This window comes from Lacrimispora sp., from assembly GCF_036758025.1.
Lineage (GTDB): Bacteria > Bacillota > Clostridia > Lachnospirales > Lachnospiraceae > Lacrimispora.
This window is the reverse complement of sequence record NZ_DAIOXM010000001.1, coordinates 61,369-84,131: the sequence shown is the minus strand read 5'-3', so window position 1 is coordinate 84,131 and position 22,763 is coordinate 61,369. Positions and strand designations below refer to the sequence as shown.

Sequence of the window (22,763 nt, the reverse complement as noted above, 5' to 3'; positions counted from 1 at the left end):
GGGTGGTTATTTTTTTGTACCTTTGTCATTGTGTTTCACGTATGTAATTATTGCAACGATTAACGCTGCAACATTTATGATTACCATAAATTCCTCATAAGTGCTCACAATTACCACCTCCTTTCGGAGATGGAAACCACCCGGCAGATTAGCTACCATGATAATTATATCATATTAAAGTGGTTTTTACAATTTTTTACTGCTATAGTTCAATTCCTCTATCTCTTCCTATCGGAAAACGCTCTTTTAAGATAAGATCACGATTCTTTAATTGAAGCCTTTCACCCAAAAGTAGATTTTTATAGAATTTTTCAAGGTATTGGTTGGTTTCTGTAATTCCATTCTTGTAGTCAGCAAAATTCGCTCTGACCAAAGCATTTCGGAAATACTGACTGTAATCTTTAAAGATGGTATTATCTACTTGGAACCCCATATTGTTTAGATAGCATTTCATGAATACCGCTGTCGTTCTGGTGTTTCCCTCCATAAATGGATGAGCCTGCCAGACAGAGGAAGTAAATGAAGCGATTCTCTTTATCATCTTCTCTTTAGTAAGTCCAGCATAGCTTTTACTCTTTTCAGCATCAAAATCATATTCCAGTGTATCTTCCAAAGCTGTGTAATTGGTATACTTTACAGTGTTCCCGTTTAAGATCGGCTCTGGTTTATAAATATTAACGCATCTGAATTGACCAGCATGTTCATAGATATCTTTAAAAAGTTCCCTATGAATTACCTTAAGTGAAGCAATCTTTAAGGGGTAACCTGGACTGTCAAGAATATGAGCGATTCTTGCAGCAACAAGATCTGCCTCTTTATTACGGTTCTGAATATCCTCTTCTGTTTCATTTTCATACCGTTTATACAGTAAATCTTCAATTTGCCGATATGTTAATTCACCTTCAATATTCGCTTCTGCTAATTCAGATAAATACTCTGTAGGTTTAAGGCCATCAACTTGCTGAAGGCCTTTTGCAGCATCCCAGTAGCTCTTTTTTGCCACTTTATCGATTGTTTCACCATAGATATGATATTCTTCAAACATTTATTCACCTCCTGCAAAATCATTTAACCATACTTTTATCAGCCGTGAAATCTCCTGAACTTTTCTGTCAGTAGATTCTATTCAAATTTATAAACTTATCTATTAATGTGCAACTGAGATTTTATTGCTTCCTGTAATACCTGAGAAAAGTTTATATCATGCTCCAAAGCAATAGCATTGAGCCATGCAGGAAGTGTTACGGTACGATTAACAGAACGGTTGACTCGTGCCATACGAATGGAAGGCATATAAACGTCAATTAGAACCGCTCTTTCATTTTCATGTACTTTCACTTGTGATAGCGGTGTAGGATCTGGTATATCCTCCCCATCCTCCTCTAATCCATATAGAACACAACCAAGTAATTCCCTTGCTGAAAGTAGCGCATCATCATCATCAATTCCACTGGTAGCGCAATCCAAATCAGGAAAAACAACAGCAATTTCCTTTCCAGATTCATAAGTAAAGATAGCAGGATAAAAATAGCGTTCTGTTTTTTTCATAATAAAAGGCCTCCTCTATTTATATTTTATCAGGAGAGAATCAGGGCTATTTGAATTTTAGCCCTGACTGTCTTTCAATGCTTTTTAGCGTTGGGCGCGGAATATCTTTGTCAGAATGTTTTACTGTTGTACGCCCCTTTTTCGTTGGATGCTTGTATTGGTGATGAATAACTTTTCATGTGGTTTCCCTCCTGACATAATAATTGTAACACATATTATTATATGTGTCAGCTTGTAACACATATTATTATATGTGTAATGCCTAAAACAGTCTTTTTAACACTTTCTTGTCTATCGGTTAAAACATATTTGATTATCAATGTACTTGTATTTTTATTCTTTATTCATTGAACGGTAAGCCCGGATCTTCTACACCATCAGGAATACTCATAACCCCATCTTCGCCTGCCTGGGAAGGCTCCGGCCTTGAAACTGATTGGCTTCCGTCTCCAGAAACACTTTTGCTGTCAGCAAATTCCTGAGTCTGAATAATTAAATCCGTTGTGTAAACCTTTACGCCCTCTTTGTTAGTATAGCTGCCGGTCTGGATTCTTCCGGAAACCAGAACCCTCATTCCCTGGCGGAAATATTTCTCTGTAAATTCTCCCGCTTTATCAAATGCAACGCAGTTAATAAAATCTGCTGTCTGCTCATTGTTATTCTGGCTACTGCGCCCCAATCGGTTAACAGCAAGGGTAAATTTTGCGACTGCCATACTATTTTCCCCTTGTGAATACCTCACTTCCGGATCACGGGTCAGTCTTCCCATAAAAACTGCATGATTCATTTTTCTTCCTCCTCTTCTCCCCTGCCTGTCCTGTAGCAGGGGATATGTTTTATCGTTATTGAAACTTTTCAATTACTTTCATCGAGTCCTTAATTTCCCTGCCTTGAATCCATAAAACAATCAAACCAATTATAACTAGTGCAATACATAATTCGATTGCACCGATCTGCCATTTGCTCTCACCTTTTCCTAAAATAATAATGAAGAGAAATGATATGACAGATGCAATGATTATTAAATGGATCAAAAATAACGCATTATCGTATTTTTTCATGAGATCCACTGTCCTTTCTCATTTACTGTATACCCATCTGGTGTAACGGTATTGGTTATCAATTTTCCTCTTGTTCCATCAGAAGCGGGATTTAAGTAATACCAGACCCCTTCTATGTACTGCCACCCGGTAAGCATCTGCCCCTGGGTTCCATCGGAAGCAGATTTTAGGTAATAGGTATTCCCATCTGGGTCCGTCTGCCAGCCGATCACCATAAATCCGTCCTGATCAAAGCGGAACCAGGAAGCCTTTTCCTGTTCGCCAACTGCATATGGATTGCTGATGTAGGCCCATTCATTCGTATAGGTTCGATCTGAAGCAAAAATCCAGTTTCCATTTGCCATCTGTGTCCAGGTCCCTATAACGGCACCTGCCGGAGCTGCCGCCCCTTGTGTGTTGCCTGTGGTCGTTACTCCTACGGAGCGGGCACCGCCGCCTCCGGAAGAGCCTTTCCCACCTCCACCTCCGGAAGATCCCCCAGATGTTGTATTATCAATAACTTTGAAATTAAGTGTTACCGTAACCGGATCAGACTGCTTCCCGTCACTTGTGGACGAATAAACGGTTACTGTACGGGTTCCGGTGTATGGATACCTTGCCAATGCCTCCTTGATCCAGTCAGCTACAACCTCCCGTTTCTCGTTGAGAACAACCGGTATTACCGTCCCATCTGGATTGACTGTAAGGATTCCGGAATCAGAAGAACGCCACAACACATCTCTTTTATCCTGGTTTCCATAATAAGTAGTTGCGTTAAATCTTTTTCCTTCAAGTCCCTTCCAAGTAAGGACTGGTGTGTTACGTTTTCCTGTCTTTACCAGTATCAGATCAAAGCTCTCGCTTTCCCTGTCTGCCTCGATACAATCCGCCTGGAAGCTTAAGGATATTTGACAGGAAGTAGCCTTTTGGCCGTCCTTTGTAGCGGCCGTAACCTCCACACGCTTTTCTGCCCGGTACGGAGCCTTTAAAAGTGCTTCCTTAATCCAGGAGGCTCCATCAACCAGCGTTACATTTCCCTCCTGATCCACTTTAACCGCTCCCGGATCGGAAGAGGTCCATATCACGCTACGGTCATAAGGCTTATGTTCCTCCCCATTGTCAATATCCGGGAAAATCGTTGCTGACAGCTTCTTTGTCTCAAATCCGGTCCTTTTCACTGTCTCAGATCGGATATCTCCTGCTTTTTCGTATCCCAAGTTGTAAGAAAGTGCTGTCTGATCCAAGGTAATGCCTTCCGGCACCACTCGTGTCTGGTCATTGGTATTGAAATTCACCGTTACCTGGCAGACAGCGGATGCCTGATTACCCAGTTTGTCCCTTCCATTTACCGTAACCGTAACTTCCCGGCTCCCGCTTCCTGAAACCTTTGCATACGCATCGTTTTCCCGGATTCCGTCATCCGTAGCCATGATGTTGCGGATCCACTGGGAATCTTTCATAGCGGATATGGAGGCTTCCCGGTATGCCTGGCTGTCCTGGGCCACCTGGATCACTGCCGGATCAGAACTTGTCCAGATCACTTCATCCTTTGAAAAGAAGTCCGGGGTAAAGGTGGCTGTCAAAGACTGAGGCGCTGTTACCGTTATCTTTTCTACGGGGGCTGTCCGGTCCCCGGTCAAGGTCCTTGTTACTGTATAGGCAATGGCCTGCTTATCAAGCGCTGCTCCCTCTGTTGCCACCAGGGTATTATCTATGATCTGAAAGGTGACGCTCACACGGCTATTAGCCGTACAGGGTTTTCCTTCAAAGGAAGCCGCCGGCCTGGTCAGCGCTGTTAAAACTGCAATCCCGCCATTTTGATGCCCAGCCCCGTAGATCGTATTAGGAATCTTATACTGATAATTCCCTTCTGCCTGTACCCGTTCTGCCTCCTGAATAATGCCGGTAAAGAAGGAAGAAGAAAGATTTACCGAAAGGCTGGCGGATTGGGCTGTATAACCGTCTGTGCCCTCATCGTTGTTTGTTGCAAGGTGGATCAGCACCGGATCGTCAATGCTCCATTTTACCCGGTTATCCTCCACATCATTGTTGGCATCTATGATGGCTGTAATATTCACCGGCTGCACTTGGGTTCCCTGCTCCAGTACACTATTGATGTACCGGGCAATGAGCTTTCCTTCCTTATTCCGGATTTCCGTGGTCTTAACCGGATTCTTCCGGTTCCCGGTCCTGGTCTGGGTTACTGCAAAGGAATAAGTTTCCGGCTCCACCTTAATGGATACAGCCACTTTTTTATAAAGTGCGGACACCACTACATCTTCCTGGGGCATGGTAAAGGTGTAGGAACGGCTGCCTTCCGAATAAGTAGTATTCTTTCTTATCCCCTTCCCATTTGTATAATAGGGGAAACCTTCCATCTGGTACTTTTCTGTATCTGTGTTCTTTGGTGCTGTGGTAATGCTGACCGTTGTCCCGGCTGCAACAGCTCCCCGGACTTCTTTATTAAGAGTTTTGGAATACTGAGAACTTCCCCTTACCTCCAGGACAGCAATATCGTAAAAGTTCTGGCCGTTGGCTACGGTATCGATCTGGTTGACCGTTAGCAGATATCCCCTCACCGGACGGCCCAGGGAATTGGGCGCAAAATGATCCAAGGTATAATCTCCGCTTTCCTGATCCATAACCGTCAAGATTCCATTTTCCAGCTCCTCATAAAAGTATTGGTCTGAAATGGTCCGTTTGGCTCCCCCCTGCACCAGGGTGTAATATAAATTCCCAGTATGCCAGTAGCCTACATGAGCAGCGTAAGTATAATCGTTATCATCACTGATCTCTGATCCGCATACATTGGCGCTGATTTTGCTCTCAGAATCTGCAAATAAGTAGGCTACATCTTCGATATAGTTGAAATTTGTGGCGGCTCCCTGTCTAGTTCCGATAAACGTTCCCTCTCTTGCTAAAGATCCAAGTTGGGAGTTTCCGATGGTCCCGGAAAAGCGTGCCACCTTGATCTTCCCGGCTGCATATCTGCCAGTGATGCCGCCGATGGACTTGGAGTGATAGCCTCCAATGGTTCCACTGACATGGGTATTGTAAATATTGGCTGCATCCTGGTATCCCACAATCCCGCCGATATAGCCCGTTCCCTGTATCCTGGCCGTAGTCCCGTCACCGGTAGAAACATCGCAGTCTACAATATAGGAATCCGATGCAATCCCGGCAATTCCTCCGGCATAAATGACATCTACGCCTCCGGCTGCGTCTATCATGACCTTTTCGCAAGTGGCATTTTCAATGACCGTCCCGCTGATCTCTCCTGCAATTCCTCCGGAAATACCGCTGGAACGAATATAAGCATTCTTTACAGTGATATTCCAGATCTGGGAATCCTCTGCATATCCGGTCACCACTCCGACCCGGTCCTTTCCCCGGATCTCGCTGCTGTCCGGGATAATGGTCACGTCATGGATCTGGGTATCGGTTACAGCTCCAAACAGTCCCACATTGTCATAATCTGCAAAGGAAGTGAGCTTTAAATTTCTGATGGTATAACCATTTCCGTTAAAACACCCGCTAAAGGGATAAGGAATCTCCCCGGCATTTTCCGATGAATCCCGGTAAAAGCCTATGGGAATCCAGTCCACACCCTGTAAATCAATGTTTCCGCCCAGGGCAAAGTAGCCTCCGGAATAATCCCCGGCATAATGCGCTCCTTCCGCCTCCGGAATCATCATGCCCATGGCAGCCAGCTCCGATAGCCCCATAAGCTGTTCCCGATTCTTAATTACATAAGGCCGCTCCTCTGTTCCTTCTCCCTGGCTTCCACTTAAGAATTCAAAGCTTGTCTTTCCAGACCATGCATCCCAGACATCTCCTAAGGAACTGGAAAAGGATGTTACGGCCATCTTGGCAGCTAGGGGAGCTGCTGTTGGAAGTTCCTTGGGCATCTCTTCTGCTTCAGAAGGAGTTGCTCTTTCGTGAGACTCATCTTCCTCTATTAGTTCCAGACCGGTTTCCATCTCCCCGGCAGCTTCCTCCTCTGGATCAGCTTCATCTTCCCGTCTGGCCTCGGAAGGTGTTGATAGGCTTACCATCTTTTCCTGATGTTCCTGGGGTTCTTCATTATATCCATACGCCATCCCGGCTGGTGCCGCCGATGTGATTGCCAGGGCAGCACACAAAGCATATACCGTCCCTCTTATCAGTTTTTTTCTCATTCTTCCTCCTCTATTTCAACGTTCTCGTATTGCCCCCGATGAGGTAACTGCATATTCTTCAGCCAAAAATGATGAAGGAATATTTAAGGCCCCTATAGCTGGGGGTGCGTGCCATATGGGTGTTGCCACAATAACGGCTACAGGAAATGAGCTAATAATCTTTTTTACTTTTTTCATGTTTTCTCCTCATCCCGTTTGTTCTGACCCTTTACCCTTGGGGTATTGCCATGACAGGCCGGATTCCCATACTTGTATCGCCTGCATTCACCGGTTTGATGTTTCCGTCCGTAAGGCTGACACTATAAATCCCCTCCCCATACCACAAATCATCCAATCCGTTATCTTGCGGCGTCCGCAAATAATATCCCTTTGAATATGCAGAAAGCTGTGATTCCGGATTATTTATATCGCTCCCGTTAAACTTCCAAAGGTAATCCCTGTATTCAAGCGCTTCATCCACTGACAGGATGAAAACTCGATCCTGAAGAAGCTGAAAACCACGGTCAATTCCTATCAGGTCATTATCATTAAATTGTTCATAGAGTCCTTTTCCCGTTGATCCTCGGTAAGACTTCGTAATGCCTATGTAAGTATCATGGATAAAGTCTGCATCAGCCTGATTCAAAAGCCATTGGCGCACCTTGGAATACTTATAATTATTATTAGGGCCAAAATTTAATTTCTTTTCTGGCCCCTCAACATCGGACCGGATTACGCTGTCACAAAAAAACAGCGCTGTTTTCTGGCTATTTCCCATAGCATCCTCATAATCATCATCAATGCAGCGGAACAAATAAATCCTGCCTCCTATGGTCCGGGCCTGAATATCGCCTATACTGTAATGCATTGCCTCTGGCACTTCATCTACTGGTTCGCAGCAAATATCACATATCCCGTCATGATCTGCATCCACATGTCCTGTAGCTGGCAGTATCACGTTTTCTTCTTTCCCACATTTCTTGCATCTGACTGTTATATGTCCTTTTTCCATACAAGCAGGCTCTGCCTGATCAACTATCTCATAATCATGGCTGCAAGTGCTTTCCTCATAAACTTTTTCGAATCCAACCCGCAAAACCACGTAGGGAATATCCAGTATGGTAAACTCATCCCGGATCAGCTCCGATATATTCCGGACATTGGGAAATGTCCGGCTTAAAATCAGAGTATTAGGAACATGTCCTTTTGCAATCAAGTAAATCTCCTGACGTCCTGTTCCATCAGCCATAGAAGTCAGATTGAGAAGCCTTTCATTACTTTCCTGAATACTTCCTGTAACAATCTGATGATAGGAAGTCCTTTCGCCAGTAATGCTAAAGTCTTCTTCCCTGGCAATATTTAGCCAACTGTTTAATTTGTTTCTGGCCTCCTGATCCGGATCAGTTTCTTCCGGGAGATACTCCCCCTTTTGATATTCAATATAATATTTCTGAACACCATTACCATTTACACTGACGCTCCATGGACTGGAAACAAGGGAGTGGTAATAATAACGATCTGTTCCCAAGATGGTCTCCGGAAAATTAATAACAAGTGGATTTCCCTCTTCTGTGTGTCCGCTTTGGGACTTAAATATCTCGTTGCTGTGATTTCCCCTTTCGACAAAGCGCAGATTCCAGTCCACCTTCCGGGCGTCAGAAGGGGAAGCTAAAATTATTTTTTCATAGTAAATATCTATCATCATACAATCAGACAACAATTGAAATCCGTTTCTCTGTCCTTCACAAAGCTGATACCCCTCAATATCAAGCCATTCAATCACAATCCTTTCCCCCTCCCTCCCAACGCCTGCTGCTAATTGAAGCACCGTCTTATCAGCAATATCCACATACCGGATCGTATACCCATACTCCTTTTTCTGAACCTCGGATTCTTCTCCCAATATTTCCTCCGGCGTCTTCACTTCCAGCTCTCCCTCCGGTACATGATCCCCTGGCTCAGACTTTCCCCCTCCACTATCTTTCCCGGTCCTCTTCCCTCCGCCTCCAGACCCAGACTGCTTTTCGCCTCCACCTGAAGCCTTTTTGGAGCCAGACGTCTCTTTCTGAAAAGGAATTGTCCGTAGCCCTTTCCCATAAATTTCAACAATACCATCATCCTGGGACCAGGCCCCCGAATCGGTCACAAAAAATCCATCTGGAGTAAACCCATTCCGATACATGGCCCCTTCCGGATAATCAGTTCCCGAATCTTCCGCCAAGTAATAACACCGCCCATCAATCCACTGCCATCCTGTCATCAGCCTTCCATATTCTCCATTAATATCAGTATTTAAAAAATACCAATACCCACCGGACCATACCCACCCACTAATCTCCAAACCACTTTCATCAAAGAAATACCAGCCTTCCCCACTCTTACTCCACTTCCCGTCCTCTTGTAAAATCCCGGCACTTCCTTCCATAACCAGCAAGTGAAATATTAATACTACCCACATAAAAATCAGCCACACTCCTTTGGCCTTATATAAATTCCCTTTCATTCCAAAACTCCTTTCCTCTTTCGAAACTTCTTCACTCCCCCCATAATGAGCAAAGCCAAAAAAGCTCCAACCAATAAAACTGACATCGTCACCACAACAATATTCCGAATTATCAACCATTTCCCTTTTTTTACCGTCTCACTCAAAGAGGAATCCTCCAGATCCATATCCCCCTCCTCCGCCAGCCCCCAGCCGTCAGTCACCGAATCAAATCCCCTGTAAACAGCCACACACTTAATCCCCTCTGTCTCCGGAAACAAGGCCTCCCCTCCATAAGTCACATGATACTCAGACACCTTCTTCTCCCCTGTAACCAACGCATTTCTGCAAAGATTTCCGCTCTCATCGGAATAAGGTTCCCCATGCCAGACAAAATCAAGAATCCGGTATCGTTCCGGGTCAGCCCCAATCTCTGCCAAAAGCTCTCTGCCGGCCCCCTCTAATTCCGGCTTACTGCCGTTAAACGGAATCTTCTTTTCTCCCAGCCAATAATAGTCCGCATCATAGGAATGAAATACCGCAGTAAAGTGAAAGTCAGACATCCACCGCTCCCCTTTCTTACTCATCCGCAGAACCGGATATTCCTTCTGAACCCGCCTGCCACCGGCATTATCCTGTAAATCAACAAACGCCTTCTTTGGAATCTGATCCTCCCATTCCACCTCCTCATAAATCACCGTCCTTTCCACCATTTCCAGACGCTCTGGAATCACATAGGTTTCCAGCCTCCACTCCTTAAGCCAATACATCTTCCCATACTGATCCACATACTCCCCCAGCGGCACATACCCCTCCCCTTCCTCTGGCAGGATTTCAGTTTCCACAATCACCTCTCTCTTATCTGCTGTCTGATCCACCCTTCTTCCTGCATCTGCCGCCATAATCCCACTACCCCAAAACCCTCCCTGCAAAGCAGAAAGAGCCAAGGCAATAAAAACCACAGCGGGTACAGGCAGCCACCGTTTTCTCCGCCTCATAATACCCTCCTTAATCTAAGGAATAACACGTATAAAGCAAATACAGCCACTTATTTGCCTGTTTTAAAAAATAATGGAATAATTAAAAGAACTCAAAGAATTAAAACAATAAAAATACAAGAAATTTCAGACATAACTATTAAAAACACTTATAAATCAATGAATAAAAAATGGGATAATTTTGAACTTACAAAATACGAAAAAGAATTTTCAAGATAATCCTGCAGAAGAAATCTGCAAGATGAAAAATAAAATCATTACAATAAGTATACCTGATTTTTCCAAAATAATCAATAGTCTTTTCCCAAATCTCCCAATAAATCCCTCTTAACAGGCCAAAACCCTCCCCAGCCATACCGCCGGGAAAGGTTTCACTATACCCAATCCTAATTCTCCTCTCCCCCCTGTTCCGCCGACTGAACCAACTCAATAAAAGCTGCCATTTCCCTGCTGACCCATTTATCTTTATGATAAACAACCTGCCTCCAATTCTGCAAATGAAAATCTTCCACATCCAGAACCGCCAGAGCCCCCTCCTCAACATCCTTTCCCACTGTAAATTCCGGAAGAAAGGAGATTCCTGCATTATTGCGAAGCAGTTTAATAATAAATTCCGTACTCCCGATTTCCAGAAAGGGATACACCTTCTTTCCCTTTGCTGCCAAATACTGCTCTAAACTGAACCGATAGCTGGCATTCTTTTCCGTGAGAATCATTGGCTGTCCAATAACCTGATCCAGCTTAAGCCCTTTCACTCCTGCGCAAGGATGCTCCCTGGAAGCCGTAAAAACAATGTTCTCCGGTTTTTCCAGCACCTTAATCCATTTGGTATCATAAATCTGCTGGTCAAGAAAATAAACCACATCAACGGTATTTTTCTCCATCATGGCGAGAAGCTCCCCGGGAGAATCAATGACCATACTCACATTGACCTTTGGATAAAGCCTGTGATATTCCTGTATGAGAGAAGGAAATAATGAAGCACAAATGGACTCAATGGTTCCAATCACAAGCCTTCCCGTAAGTTGATCTGACTCCGATAAAATATTTTTTACATGCTCCACATCTCCAAGAATCTCCGAAGCATACTGGTAAAAAACTTCACCTGCATGAGTCAGAGTGGTCTGTTTCCCAATCCTGTCAAATAAATGAACCTTTAACTCCCTTTCCAGTTGTTTGATCTGTATGGTAACCGCAGCCTGAGAATATCCCAGCTTCTCAGCAGCCTTGCAAAAGCTTTTTAAATTTGCCACCTCTAAAAATGTCTTAATTTCCCGAAGCTCCATCCCTCTTCCCTCCCTTCTACAATTAAAAAATATTAAACATTATCATAAAAACATTAAATTTTACATGCACATGCTTTTATGGTACATTAAAAATACTTATAAATCAACGACATTTTAAAATCCCCCTCAAAAGACCAATGGCATTTAGAAAGGATATAACCTCATCATGGAAAAAACAAGCCAAAAATACAACACCTACATACAGATTTTAAAAGAAGAGCTTATTCCAGCCATGGGCTGTACCGAGCCAATTGCCCTGGCCTATGCAGCCGCTGTTGCAAGAGATGTGCTGGGTGATATACCGGACAAGGTAGTGGCAGGAGCCAGCGGAAGTATCATTAAAAATGCAAAATCCGTAATTGTACCCCAGACCGGCCATTTAAAGGGAATTCCTGCCGCTGTAACAGCCGGAATCATCGCAGGGGACCCTGAAAAAAAGCTGGAAGTCATTGCGAATACCTCCCCCCAGCAGATCACCCAGATGAAACAGTTCATGGAAAAAACGGAAATCACCGTAGAACATCTGAATAACGGAATCACCTTTGACATTCTCGTCACCCTGTATAAAGGCCCTTCCTACAGCAAAGTACGCATTGCCGGCCATCACACCAATATCATCCTCATTGAAAAGGATGGAAACATATTAAAGCAACTGACGCCGGATCTTAAAGAACAGCCTCTGGCCGGACGTGAACTGCTCAATATGGAAGACATCTGGGATTTCATCAATACGGTGGACATCCATGATATCAAAGAAGTTCTGGACCGCCAGATGGAATACAACTGGGCCATTGCGGAAGAAGGGCTGAAAAAAAGCTATGGAGCCAATATCGGCAAGGTACTTCTGGGAATGTCAGAAAATGACTTGGCCGTAAAGGCAAAGGCTATGGCAGCAGCAGCCTCCGATGCACGAATGAACGGATGCGAACTGCCCGTCATCATCAATTCGGGAAGCGGCAATCAGGGAATTACCGTATCTGTACCGGTCATGGTATACGCAAATGAATTAAACTCCAGCAAGGAACAGCTATACCGGGCCCTGGCTCTGTCCAATTTAACCGCCATCCACCAAAAGACTTCTTTGGGCCGCTTATCCGCCTATTGCGGAGCCGTAAATGCAGGAGCCGGAGCCGGGGCAGGCATCGCTTATCTTCTGGGCGGCAGCTATGAAGATATCACTCACACAATCGTCAACGCCCTGGCCATTGTATCAGGCATCGTATGTGACGGCGCAAAAGCTTCCTGTGCGGCAAAAATAGCTTCCTCTGTGGAAGCCGGGATTTTCGGCTATCACATGTACCGCCAGGGACAACAGTTTTTCGATGGGGACGGCATCGTTACCAAAGGTGTAGAAGCCACCATTAAAAACGTAGGCAGGCTGGGAAAAGAGGGAATGAGAGAAACCAATGAAGAAATTATTAAAATCATGCTGGGAAAATAAAAGCCTGTTTCAGAACCTCTTGAAATAAACGCCTTGTGTCCGAGATAAAAATAGCATAGGAAAAAACAGCAAAAAATCAAAAGCGAGCGATGCGCCCCCTCCCAGGAAGCCCATCGCTCGCATTATATTTCCAGGATTCACACCATCCGGCAAAAGCCCCGGATCATCAGTCTTTAACCTTCTTCATTCAGCTTACTCAAACGCATAGCCTGATCTGCCGCAATAAGGGAATCCAGAAGCTCATGAATATCCCCATTCATAACAGCATCAATCTTATAAAGAGTCAGCTTAATCCTATGATCCGTCACCCGTCCCTGAGGGAAATTATAGGTCCGGATCTTCTCAGAACGGTCTCCCGTACCAATCTGGCTCCTTCTCTCCTCAGCCTCTGAGCTCTGCCTTTTTTCCAATTCGATATCATACAGCTTAGAACGAAGCAGACGGAAAGCCTTTTCCTTATTTTGAAGCTGAGATTTTTCGGTCTGGCTGTAAATAACGATTCCCGTAGGCATATGAGTCAGACGTACAGCGGAATCCGTGGTATTTACGCACTGCCCGCCGTTTCCGGAAGCACGCATAACATCGATTCTCACGTCCTTATCTTCAATCACCACGTCCACCTCTTCCGCTTCCGGCATAACTGCCACTGTAGCCGTAGAAGTGTGAATCCTGCCGCCGCTTTCTGTTTCCGGAACACGCTGTACCCGGTGAACCCCGCTTTCATATTTCATCTTGGAATAAGCACCCTTGCCCGTAATCATGGCAACCACTTCCTTAAAACCGCCGATTCCATTTTCATTTACACTGATCAGTTCCACCTTCCAGCGCTGTCCCTCTGCATAGTTCACATACATACGGTACAGCTCAGAAGCAAACAAAGCCGCCTCATCGCCGCCTGCTCCGGCCCTGATTTCCAGCATAATGTTCTTGTCATCATTAGGGTCCTTAGGCAGAAGAAGAACCTTAAGCTCCTGTTCCAGAACCTCGATCTGCTTTCTGGAGCCGGATAACTCTTCCTTTACCATTTCCCGCATTTCTTCGTCATTTTCCTCTTCCAAAAGAGCCAGACTGTCCTGTACGTTCTGCTTTTCTTTCTTGTACTGGGTATAAGCCTCAACCAGGGGAGCCAAATCCGCCTGTTCCTTCATCAGCTTGCGAAAACGGTTCTGGTCCTCCGCCACAGAAGGATTATTAAGCTCCTGCATCAGCTCTTCATAATGAATTAAAATATCATCCAATCGATCAAACATCGATAACCTCCTACTTTTATCAAAAAGTTCCATTCATCTGAACGGCTACTCTCCTAAATATCCTTCCGGGCAGAACTCAGCCCGCAGTATTCTTTATGAAACACACATGCCAATAAATGTCCTTCACCGGACTGCACACACCACACGGTCCAGGCCTGCTGCATCCTTTTTCACTCGGATTTCTTCAAATCCCTCATGTTTTAAAAGTTCACTTACCGATTCCCCTTGGTCGTAACCGATTTCAAAATAAACGGCTCCGCCAGGATTTAAGTATCTGCCACACTCTGCGGCCAGTCTTCTATAAAAATACAGTCCATCCTCCCTGCCGTCAAGAGCCAGCATAGGTTCATGGTCCTTAACCTCCGGCTCCAGTCCCATGATTACCTCAGTGGGAATATAAGGCGGATTTGACACGATCACATCAAACTTTCGGCTTTCATCCAGCGCAGAAAACAAATCACTTTCCACCAGCTCAATTCTGCCATTTCCCATCAGCTTCTCCGCATTCCTCCCCGCCACCTTAAGGGCTTCCGAAGAAATGTCAACCGCCGTCACACTGTCAAAGCCTCCAAGCAAAGCCAGGCTGACGGCAATACAGCCGCTTCCGGTACACATATCCAGCACCTTGGGATTCTTTCCCTTATGCTCCTTCAAAACCAGCTCCACAAGAGTTTCCGTATCCTGCCTGGGAATCAGCACTGATTCATTTACATAAAACTCCAGTCCCATAAACTCCCGGCTCCCTGTAATCTGCTGGAGAGGAATCCGTTTTGACCGCATTGCCACCATGGAATGGTACTTCCCAACTGCCTGCTCTGTAACCTCATCCTCTAAAAGCTTTCTGTCCCTGTCCAAAAGAAAATGGGTCATATCCGTATGAAAGGCTTCCAAAAGCAGGTATCTGGCATCAAGTTCTGCTTCCCCGATCCCGGCCTTTGAAAATGCTGAAATTCCTTCCTCCAGTAAAAGCTGCAGCGTTATGTTCATGCCTGTTTCTCCGGAAAATTCTTTTCCAAAAATTCTCTCCAGTCAAATACAGCTTCCACAGAAGCGATGCTGACCTCGATCATATCATCGTCAGGTTCCTTGGTGGTAAGCCCCTGCATCCACATACCTGGACGGCTGAGCAAATTCACCAGTTTGGAATCGCTGCGTCCGGCCAGACGCAAAAACTCATAAGAAACTCCTGCAATCACCGGAATCAGAACGATTCTGCTCACAATCCTCATGGGCAGAGTCTCCACCCTGATGACCATAAAAAAGAGAATGCTGATAATCATAACGATTAAAAGAAAGCTGGTACCGCAGCGCTTATGTTCCTTGGAACTGTTTCTCACATTTTCCACGTTCAATTCCAGTCCATGCTCCAGGCAGTTGATGCATTTATGCTCTGCCCCATGATACATGAACGTCCTCTGGATATCCTTCATACGGGAAACCAATTTGATGTAAGCGATAAAAATACTGAGCCTGAGAACTCCCTCCAAAACAGCCATTACCGTCTGTGACTTTATAAAATTCCGGAATATATTGGCAATAAACATGGGCAGTACCATAAAAATGCAGATAGCCATGATTACAGAAAACACCATGACAATGCTCATCAGCGCCTTTTCCAGTTTTTCTCCAAATATCCGTTCCAGCAGCTTTTCAAATCTGGAAGGCTCCTGGCTCTCTTCGTCATCTTCAAAAAAACTGGCCGAAAATGTCAGCGACCTCATTCCCAAAATCATGGAGTCTGCAAAGCTGAAAACTCCTCTGATAAAAGGAAGGGAAAACAGTTTCACCCTTTCTCCCAGGCTGACATAAGCATCCTTTTTCACCTCAATGACCCCATCGGGCTTACGGACAGCAGTGGCATACTCATCCCCATTTTTCATCATAACGCCTTCAATGACGGCCTGACCGCCGATTCCTGAATACTTCATACGCCTTCCTCCTTTCTATTTTTAATTAAGAAAGAATCTCGCTTGCGAGATTCTCCGCCTGTGGCGGTTGCGTCAGCAACATTTTCTTCTACGCCACAGTGCGATCCTCAGGTCGTGTTTTTTGTATCATAAGACGCAATTTCCTATGATACAAAAAAGGCTGAGCTAAAGTGTTTCCACCAAACTCAACCTTTTCATTGCTCCTGATATAATAAGGATGCCTGGTGTGTCAAAGGGCTCACCAAGCGGCTGATTTGCTAAAAAATTATGCTTCAGCCTTAACGCCATATTTACGATTGAATTTATCAATACGTCCACGAGCAGCAGCAGCTTTCTGCTGACCTGTGTAGAATGAATGGCACTTGGAACAGATTTCCACATGGATATCTTCCTTTGTAGAACCTGTTACGAATTCATTCCCGCAGTTGCAGGTAACCTTTGCCTGGTAGTAATTTGGATGGATTCCCTCTCTCATGACTTTCACCTCGCATACTCTGATTTCTATTTTTCCAATCCGCAGTATTAGAACCGCAAACCGACTTTGTCTAATAAACAGCTTGTATAGTATAACATAGAATGTTTTTTAATGCAAGCATTTATTTTTATTAATGAACCGCTCTGAATCCCCGATTTCTTAGTAGAAGCGCATCTTCTTGGAGGACTCCACAAACTCCCGGTTGTTTCTGGTTCTTGCAAACAGATCCAGTATTTTTTCCACCGCATCCTCCGGTTTTAAGCTGCCTGTGGCCTTTCTCACAATTTCAACTGCCTCAGCCTCTTCTCTGGTGAGAAGCAAATCATCCCTTCTTGTGCTGGACTTAAGAATGTCAATAGCCGGGAAAATCCGTTTCTCAGACAGCTTCCTGTCAAGAACCACTTCCATGTTTCCTGTGCCCTTAAATTCCTCGTAAATGACGTCATCCATACGGCTTCCCGTATCCACAAGAGCTGTCGCCAGAATGGTTAAGCTTCCTGCCTCTCTCATGTTTCTGGCCGCACCGAAGAAACGCTTTGGCATATGAAGGGCAGCCGGGTCAAGACCTCCTGACAGGGTGCGTCCGCTTGGAGCCACCGTCAAGTTGTAGGCCCTTGCCAGACGGGTGATGCTGTCTAAAAGGATCACTACATCCCTTCCATGCTCTACAAGGCGCTTTGCCCGTTCAATCACCATCTCAGACACCCTCTTATGGCGCTCCGGCAGCTCATCAAAGGTGGAATAAAGAACCTCCACGTTGTTTCCCACAATGGATTCTTTAATATCCGTAACCTCCTCAGGCCGCTCATCGATCAGAAGAATCATCAGATGAACCTCCGGATGGTTGACGGTGATGGCCTTTGCCACATCCTTAAGCAGAGTAGTCTTACCGGCCTTTGGCGGGGATACGATCATGCCTCTCTGCCCCTTTCCAATGGGAGCTAAAAGGTCCAGAACCCGCATGGCCATGGTATTTTTCCCCCCGGGTGACTCCATATGAAGCCGTTTGTCCGGGAATATGGGGGTCATATTTTCAAAATTAGGACGGCGCTCTGCAACGCTTGCAGGATAGCCATTGATATTTTTCACATACAGCAGGGCGGCAAACTTCTCTGTCGGGGCTTTCACTCTGCGGCTGCCGTGAATAATATCCCCTGTTTTCATATTAAAGCGGCGAATCTGGGACGGTGCCACATAGACGTCGTTATCTCCGGGAAGATAATTCTCACAGCGGATGAACCCAAAACCGTCAGGCATAACCTCTAAAATACCATGGGCCTCTATGCCGCTGTCCAATTCCTGCAGCTCAGGGCTTGGCTGGAAATCCTGTCTTGGCTCCTCAGGCACATGCTCCTGGCGCACCTCACTTCTGACAGGGGCCTCTGTATTGTTTCCCGGCGCAGGGCGGTAGCTTACGGACCTGGGCTGCTCTGCCTGCCTGTAGGAACGGACAACCGTTTTCTTCTGTCCTCCTGCCGGAATAGCCTGCTGCTCCACGGTCACCGGCATGGGTGAGGGCTGAACTGGTTCCGGCTGAACTTGCGCTGCCAAAGAAGCCTTGGTCTCTTCTCGTTCACAAAGCAAATCTATAATTTCAGCTTTCCGCATAACGCTGCATCCCTTGATTCCCTGAGCCTTTGCAAGCTCCTTCAATTCCGTCAGCGGCAATGTTTGTAATTTTTCACGCATATAATTCTCCTTCTGAATTTTTATAAGGAAGTCCGCCTGATTCCATTAAAAATCAGGCCGTGTTTTGCAAGTTTGGGAATGATCTACGATAGAATATCGCAAACAGATGGCCGGAAAGGGTTTCCGGCCCAAATCACGTTAAATCAAGTCGTATGATACGCTCATTATATACCTTAACAAGAAAAAAGAAAAGTCATTTTTTCAGAAAACTTAAGTGTTCCTTTATTTTCAACTCATAGCCGTTTTCTGTAGGATGGTAAAAGGAAATTTCTTCCATCCCATCGGGAAGATACTGTTGTTTCACATAATGATTGGGATAGTCGTGGGCATAGAGATAGCCCTGTCCATGGCCCAGCTTTCCCGCTCCTTTGTAATGGGAATCCTGTAAATGAACAGGCACCGGCATGGTCTTGTGATTCTTCACGGCATCCAGAGCATCAAACACAGCCATACATGCCGCATTGCTCTTGGGAGCCGACGCCACATAAGTGACGGCCTGGGACAGAATAATCTGAGCTTCCGGAAGCCCGATTCTCTCTGCCGCCTGAGCCGCTGACACCGCTACCACAAGGGCCTGAGGGTCTGCATTTCCCACATCCTCAGAAGCACAGATCATAATTCTTCTTGCTATAAACTTGATATCTTCTCCTGCATAAAGCATGCGGGCCAGATAATATACCGCCGCATCAGGGTCTGATCCCCTCATACTCTTAATAAAGGCGGATATGGTATCATAATGGTTGTCGCCTGTCTTATCATAGCGGATCATCCGCTTTTGAATGCATTCCTGGGCTACATCCATATTAATATGAATTTTTCCGTCTGATGTGTCCCGGTCTGTTGTCATAATACCAAGCTCCACCGCATTTAAGGCGGCTCTGGCATCTCCGTTTGCCACATCAGCCAGGAAATCCATGGCATCCTCATCAATGACTGCCTGATAAGAGCCCATCCCCTTTTCCCTGTCATAAACAGCCCGGCGGATCAGCTCCTTGATGTCGTCTTTTTCCAAGGTTTTCAGTTCAAAAATCCGGGACCTGGAAAGAAGAGCCCCGTTTACCTCAAAATAAGGATTTTCCGTAGTAGCCCCGATGAGAATAACAGTCCCATCCTCAACAAAGGGAAGGAGATAATCCTGCTGCCCCTTATTAAAACGGTGAATCTCGTCCACGAACAGAATGGTCTTTTTCCCATACATGCCCAGGGCATCCTTGGCTTCCTTTATAATCTCTTCCATGTCCTTTTTTCCGGCCACAGTAGCATTTAACTGCTTAAAGTCTGCGCTTGTGGTATTGGCAATGACCCTGGCTAAAGTGGTCTTTCCCGTTCCCGGAGGCCCGTAAAAGATCACCGAGCCCAGCTTATCCGCCTTAATGGCCCGGTAAAGCAGCTTATCCTTTCCAATGATATGCTGCTGCCCCACCACCTCATCAAGAGTGGAGGGCCGAAGCCTGGAGGCCAGAGGGGATTCCTTTTCCATGGTATTTTCCCTCATATAATCAAATAAATCCATGTTCTCTCTCCTGTAATTCTGAAATCCTTTATACTTCCTCCGGATACTTTAAATTCCAGTCATTCCGGATTTTCGTCATAATCCTCATCACGTCCTGGGAGTATTGGAGATACATTTCATCCGCTTCCCCGGAAACTGCCCGCTCCATGTCCAGAATCTCATATAACAGGGCATCGTCCGTACTTCCTTCCTCAATCACTTCCCGGCTGTTGTCCTCCGTATAAGTGATCACAGCCTGATAAGCCCTGGGATATTCGTAAACTTCAATATACCCTTTATCAAAAGCCACCATTCCCCGCTTAGGCTGCTTGGCCCTGAGAGAAAGGGAAATGGAAGCCATTTCCTCATGGTTATTCATCAAAAGGATTCCTGCCTGTTCATCAACGCCCGTTGGAGCGAATTTCACCTGGGAAGTGATCTGGTCCGGAGCCTCTGTCATAAACCATCTCACGAAGGAAAGTGCATAGACACCGATATCCAGCAGGGCTCCTCCCGCAAGATTACGATTAAAGAAGCGGTTTTCCTCATTGTATTCTTTATAGCTTCCAAAATTCATCTGAATCAGCCGCAAAGGCCCCAGTCTGCCGCTTCTTACAATATCCTGAAGCTTCTTATAAAGAGGCATGTGATAAATCGTCATGGCCTCTCCGAACACCACGTTATTTTCCCTTGCTGTCTGAACCGCTTCTTCCAGTTCCATGGAATTTAAGGTAATAGATTTTTCACACAGCACATGCTTTCCACTCGTTAAAGCCTCTTTGATATATGGAATATGAGTATTATGAGGTGTGGAAATATAGATAATATCCAGATCTTCATCGGAAAACATATCCTGAATCTGGTCATAAACCTTGGTCACACCATTTGTCTTTGCAAAGCTGACTGCCTTTTCATGGGTTCTGTTTCCCACTCCATACAGGACCCTTCCCTGTTTCTTCATGTTTTCTGCCAGCTGTTTTGCGATCTCACCGCACCCCAGCGTTGCCCATCGGTATTCTTTCATTGCTCCCCCTCCTCTATGGCTGGTGTCAAAACTTTCTCATAGATTCATTATGAACATAACTTGTCCTTTTGTCAAGCGGAGTCCCTGCTGCCTTCTCTTCAGCCCCCGGCTAAAATGCAAAAACCGGAACAGCTTTACACCCTCGTTCCGGTTTTTTTCCCAATCTTACAATGAGACACAGACTGTCTTATTGCAGGATTCCAAATATATAATTCTGTTTTCAATATTGTATAATTCCTTAATAGCCTGTTCCGTAATAATGTCCTTTCCTTTTCCCACACAATGCTTTTTGTCTTTATAAAGCAACAGCACATTGGAATCCTCTAAAAATCCATGATCCGGGAAATGGGTGGTCATGATGACAGTTCTTCCAAGCTTCTTAACCAGGCTGCAGATATGGGAAATAATCCTGGCCTGGTTTCCAAAGTCTAAATTGGAAACAGGCTCATCCAGGACCAATATGGGCGTCTGCTGGGCAATAGCTCTGGCAATCAAGGTGAGCTGCCTCTCCCCGCCGCTGATCCTCATATAATCTTTATTGCTGAGGTCTCCGATTCCCAGCAGTTCTACGGCCTCTTCCACCGCCCGCTTATCTTCCGGGCTGAGCCTTCCCATGCCCTGCTGATGGGGGTTTCTTCCCATGGCAATGACTTCCTTCACCGTAAAGGCAAAGGGCGGAACGTGGTTTTGAGGGACATAGGCAATCTGCTTTGCCAGCTCCTTCCGGTTCCATTTATCAATGGAAATATCATTTAATATGATATCTCCCTTTACCGGATTCAGCAGACGGAGGGCGGACTTAAAAAATGTGGTCTTCCCCACCCCATTGGCTCCCAAAACACACCACATTTCTTTTGAGCCGATGGTAATATTGATATCTTCAATCACCGCATGGCCGTTATAACCGCAGCTTAAATGTTTCATTTCCATTTTCATTTGCTTCACCAACTGCTTTCTCTCCTGCTCATTAAAAATATAAGAAAAGGAATTCCAACCAGGGATGTGGTGATTCCCAGAGGAATTTCTATGGTTATCAGACTGCGGCATAAATCATCCATGAGCAAAAGATAAACAGCCCCTAAAAGCAGGGAGCCCGGGATCACATGCTTAAAATTAGGGCCCATGATCATTCTCGTCAAATGAGGTACAATGAGCCCGATCCATCCGATTGTTCCGGTTATTGAGATGGAATAGGATGTCAAAACAGTGGCTGAAATAGTAATAACAGCTTGCAGCAGCCTGGTATTTACCCCCAAAGCCTTTGCCTCATCCTCTCCCAGGGAAAGAATGTTGATTTTATTGCTGCAAATCACCAGAACGCCAATGCACATGGAAAAGGGTACCACCATGCCCAGAACATCACGGTAAGTGGCCTTATTCAAGCTTCCCATAAGCCAAAACGTGATTTCCGGCAGTTTATTATCCGTATCCGCCGTATATTTCATCAGAGTAATCAGGGACTGAAACAAACCGCTGACTAAAATTCCTCCAAGCACCAGCAAAAACACCGTGTTGTTTCCCTTTCCAATCCGGGCCGCAATAAACCAGGTCAGCATAACGGCCAGAAGGCCGAATAAAAAAGCCATCATCTTAGTTCCCCCAATACCCACGGACAAAACAATACCCAATACCGCACCAAAAGAAGCTCCTGAAGAAGCTCCCAGTAAGTCAGGGGATACCAGGGGATTTTTAAACATCCCCTGGTACGCCGCTCCGCTGACCGACAGAGCTCCCCCCACCAGAATGGCGGCAAATATCCGCGGCATACGCACCTGATAAATAATATGGATAATCTGCTCATCCTCAGAACGCCCTAAAAGCGCATTTACAACACTTGCCAGGGATATTGGATAACGTCCGGCCAGCAAAGATAGAAGCACAGAAGCCATCAAAAAAAGCACCAGCATCCACATCATCTGCCCAGGCAGTATTTTATTTTTTGTTTGCTCCAAG

Annotated in this window: 21 protein-coding genes; 1 reads left to right on the top strand and 20 read right to left on the bottom strand. The window is 45.4% G+C overall.

What is annotated here, in order from left to right; all coding sequences use genetic code 11:
* Positions 1 to 6 precede the first annotated feature (6 nt).
* From V7M78_RS00410 to V7M78_RS00360, 11 genes are all read right to left on the bottom strand, one after another.
* Positions 7 to 108: a putative holin-like toxin gene (locus V7M78_RS00410; RefSeq protein ID WP_333645472.1), complete on the bottom strand. Its 102-nt coding sequence runs from the start codon at positions 106 to 108 to the stop codon at positions 7 to 9.
* A gap of 94 nt (positions 109 to 202) precedes the next feature.
* The gene (locus tag V7M78_RS00405) at positions 203 to 1,045 is read right to left on the bottom strand and encodes a Fic family protein (protein ID WP_333645471.1); all 843 of its coding nucleotides are present in this window, start codon (positions 1,043 to 1,045) and stop codon (positions 203 to 205) included.
* A 95-nt stretch (positions 1,046 to 1,140) separates the two neighbouring features.
* A complete protein-coding gene (locus V7M78_RS00400; protein ID WP_333645470.1) occupies positions 1,141 to 1,548 on the bottom strand; it encodes a type II toxin-antitoxin system HicB family antitoxin in 408 nt (135 codons plus the stop codon).
* 46 nt (positions 1,549 to 1,594) lie between these two features.
* On the bottom strand, positions 1,595 to 1,717 hold the full coding sequence (locus tag V7M78_RS00395; RefSeq protein ID WP_442914613.1) for a type II toxin-antitoxin system HicA family toxin: 123 nt from the start codon (positions 1,715 to 1,717) through the stop codon (positions 1,595 to 1,597).
* A gap of 171 nt (positions 1,718 to 1,888) precedes the next feature.
* Complete coding sequence (locus V7M78_RS00390; protein WP_333645469.1) at positions 1,889 to 2,335, bottom strand: single-stranded DNA-binding protein; 447 nt, start codon at positions 2,333 to 2,335, stop codon at positions 1,889 to 1,891.
* A 55-nt stretch (positions 2,336 to 2,390) separates the two neighbouring features.
* Positions 2,391 to 2,609: a hypothetical protein gene (locus V7M78_RS00385; protein WP_333645468.1), complete on the bottom strand. Its 219-nt coding sequence runs from the start codon at positions 2,607 to 2,609 to the stop codon at positions 2,391 to 2,393.
* Positions 2,606 to 6,766, bottom strand: a complete 4,161-nt coding sequence (locus V7M78_RS00380) for a hypothetical protein (protein WP_333645467.1) — start codon at positions 6,764 to 6,766, stop codon at positions 2,606 to 2,608. The genes V7M78_RS00385 and V7M78_RS00380 overlap by 4 nt, the downstream gene beginning before the upstream one ends.
* Before the next feature lie 15 nt (positions 6,767 to 6,781).
* Positions 6,782 to 6,943, bottom strand: coding sequence for a hypothetical protein (locus tag V7M78_RS00375; protein WP_333645466.1), 162 nt, complete (start codon positions 6,941 to 6,943; stop codon positions 6,782 to 6,784).
* Between the two features lie 31 nt (positions 6,944 to 6,974).
* Entirely contained in the window at positions 6,975 to 9,248 is a 2,274-nt protein-coding gene (locus tag V7M78_RS00370) for a DUF6273 domain-containing protein (RefSeq protein ID WP_333645465.1), read from the bottom strand.
* Positions 9,245 to 10,225 (bottom strand): hypothetical protein, encoded by a 981-nt coding sequence (locus tag V7M78_RS00365; RefSeq protein ID WP_333645464.1) that lies wholly within the window; start codon positions 10,223 to 10,225, stop codon positions 9,245 to 9,247. The genes V7M78_RS00370 and V7M78_RS00365 overlap by 4 nt, the downstream gene beginning before the upstream one ends.
* Positions 10,226 to 10,611: 386 nt before the next feature.
* Positions 10,612 to 11,511: a LysR family transcriptional regulator gene (locus V7M78_RS00360; RefSeq protein WP_333645463.1), complete on the bottom strand. Its 900-nt coding sequence runs from the start codon at positions 11,509 to 11,511 to the stop codon at positions 10,612 to 10,614.
* Positions 11,512 to 11,677: 166 nt separating this feature from the next.
* Here V7M78_RS00360 and V7M78_RS00355 point away from each other — a divergent pair, with 166 nt between their 5' ends.
* A complete protein-coding gene (locus V7M78_RS00355) occupies positions 11,678 to 12,952 on the top strand; it encodes an L-cysteine desulfidase family protein (protein ID WP_333645462.1) in 1,275 nt (424 codons plus the stop codon).
* Positions 12,953 to 13,125: 173 nt separating this feature from the next.
* Here V7M78_RS00355 and prfA read toward each other — a convergent pair whose 3' ends face one another.
* From prfA to V7M78_RS00310, 9 genes are all read right to left on the bottom strand, one after another.
* Positions 13,126 to 14,202, bottom strand: coding sequence for a peptide chain release factor 1 (prfA, locus tag V7M78_RS00350; RefSeq protein WP_333645461.1), 1,077 nt, complete (start codon positions 14,200 to 14,202; stop codon positions 13,126 to 13,128).
* A 123-nt stretch (positions 14,203 to 14,325) separates the two neighbouring features.
* Positions 14,326 to 15,189 carry a peptide chain release factor N(5)-glutamine methyltransferase gene (gene prmC, locus V7M78_RS00345; RefSeq protein WP_442914603.1) on the bottom strand — a complete coding sequence of 288 codons (864 nt, stop codon included), beginning with the start codon at positions 15,187 to 15,189 and terminating at the stop codon, positions 14,326 to 14,328.
* Positions 15,186 to 16,130: a DUF1385 domain-containing protein gene (locus tag V7M78_RS00340; protein ID WP_333645460.1), complete on the bottom strand. Its 945-nt coding sequence runs from the start codon at positions 16,128 to 16,130 to the stop codon at positions 15,186 to 15,188. The genes prmC and V7M78_RS00340 overlap by 4 nt, the downstream gene beginning before the upstream one ends.
* 265 nt (positions 16,131 to 16,395) lie before the next feature.
* Positions 16,396 to 16,605, bottom strand: coding sequence for a 50S ribosomal protein L31 (rpmE, locus tag V7M78_RS00335; protein WP_158377515.1), 210 nt, complete (start codon positions 16,603 to 16,605; stop codon positions 16,396 to 16,398).
* Positions 16,606 to 16,764: 159 nt separating this feature from the next.
* Positions 16,765 to 18,294: a transcription termination factor Rho gene (rho, locus tag V7M78_RS00330; protein WP_333645459.1), complete on the bottom strand. Its 1,530-nt coding sequence runs from the start codon at positions 18,292 to 18,294 to the stop codon at positions 16,765 to 16,767.
* Between the two features lie 193 nt (positions 18,295 to 18,487).
* Positions 18,488 to 19,807 (bottom strand): replication-associated recombination protein A, encoded by a 1,320-nt coding sequence (locus V7M78_RS00325; protein ID WP_333645458.1) that lies wholly within the window; start codon positions 19,805 to 19,807, stop codon positions 18,488 to 18,490.
* 28 nt (positions 19,808 to 19,835) lie between these two features.
* Entirely contained in the window at positions 19,836 to 20,810 is a 975-nt protein-coding gene (locus V7M78_RS00320; protein ID WP_333645457.1) for a Gfo/Idh/MocA family protein, read from the bottom strand.
* 165 nt (positions 20,811 to 20,975) lie between these two features.
* Positions 20,976 to 21,746, bottom strand: coding sequence for an ABC transporter ATP-binding protein (locus V7M78_RS00315; RefSeq protein ID WP_333646029.1), 771 nt, complete (start codon positions 21,744 to 21,746; stop codon positions 20,976 to 20,978).
* Between the two features lie 5 nt (positions 21,747 to 21,751).
* Positions 21,752 to 22,762, bottom strand: coding sequence for a FecCD family ABC transporter permease (locus V7M78_RS00310; protein ID WP_333645456.1), 1,011 nt, complete (start codon positions 22,760 to 22,762; stop codon positions 21,752 to 21,754).
* Between the last annotated feature and the right edge of the window lies 1 nt (position 22,763).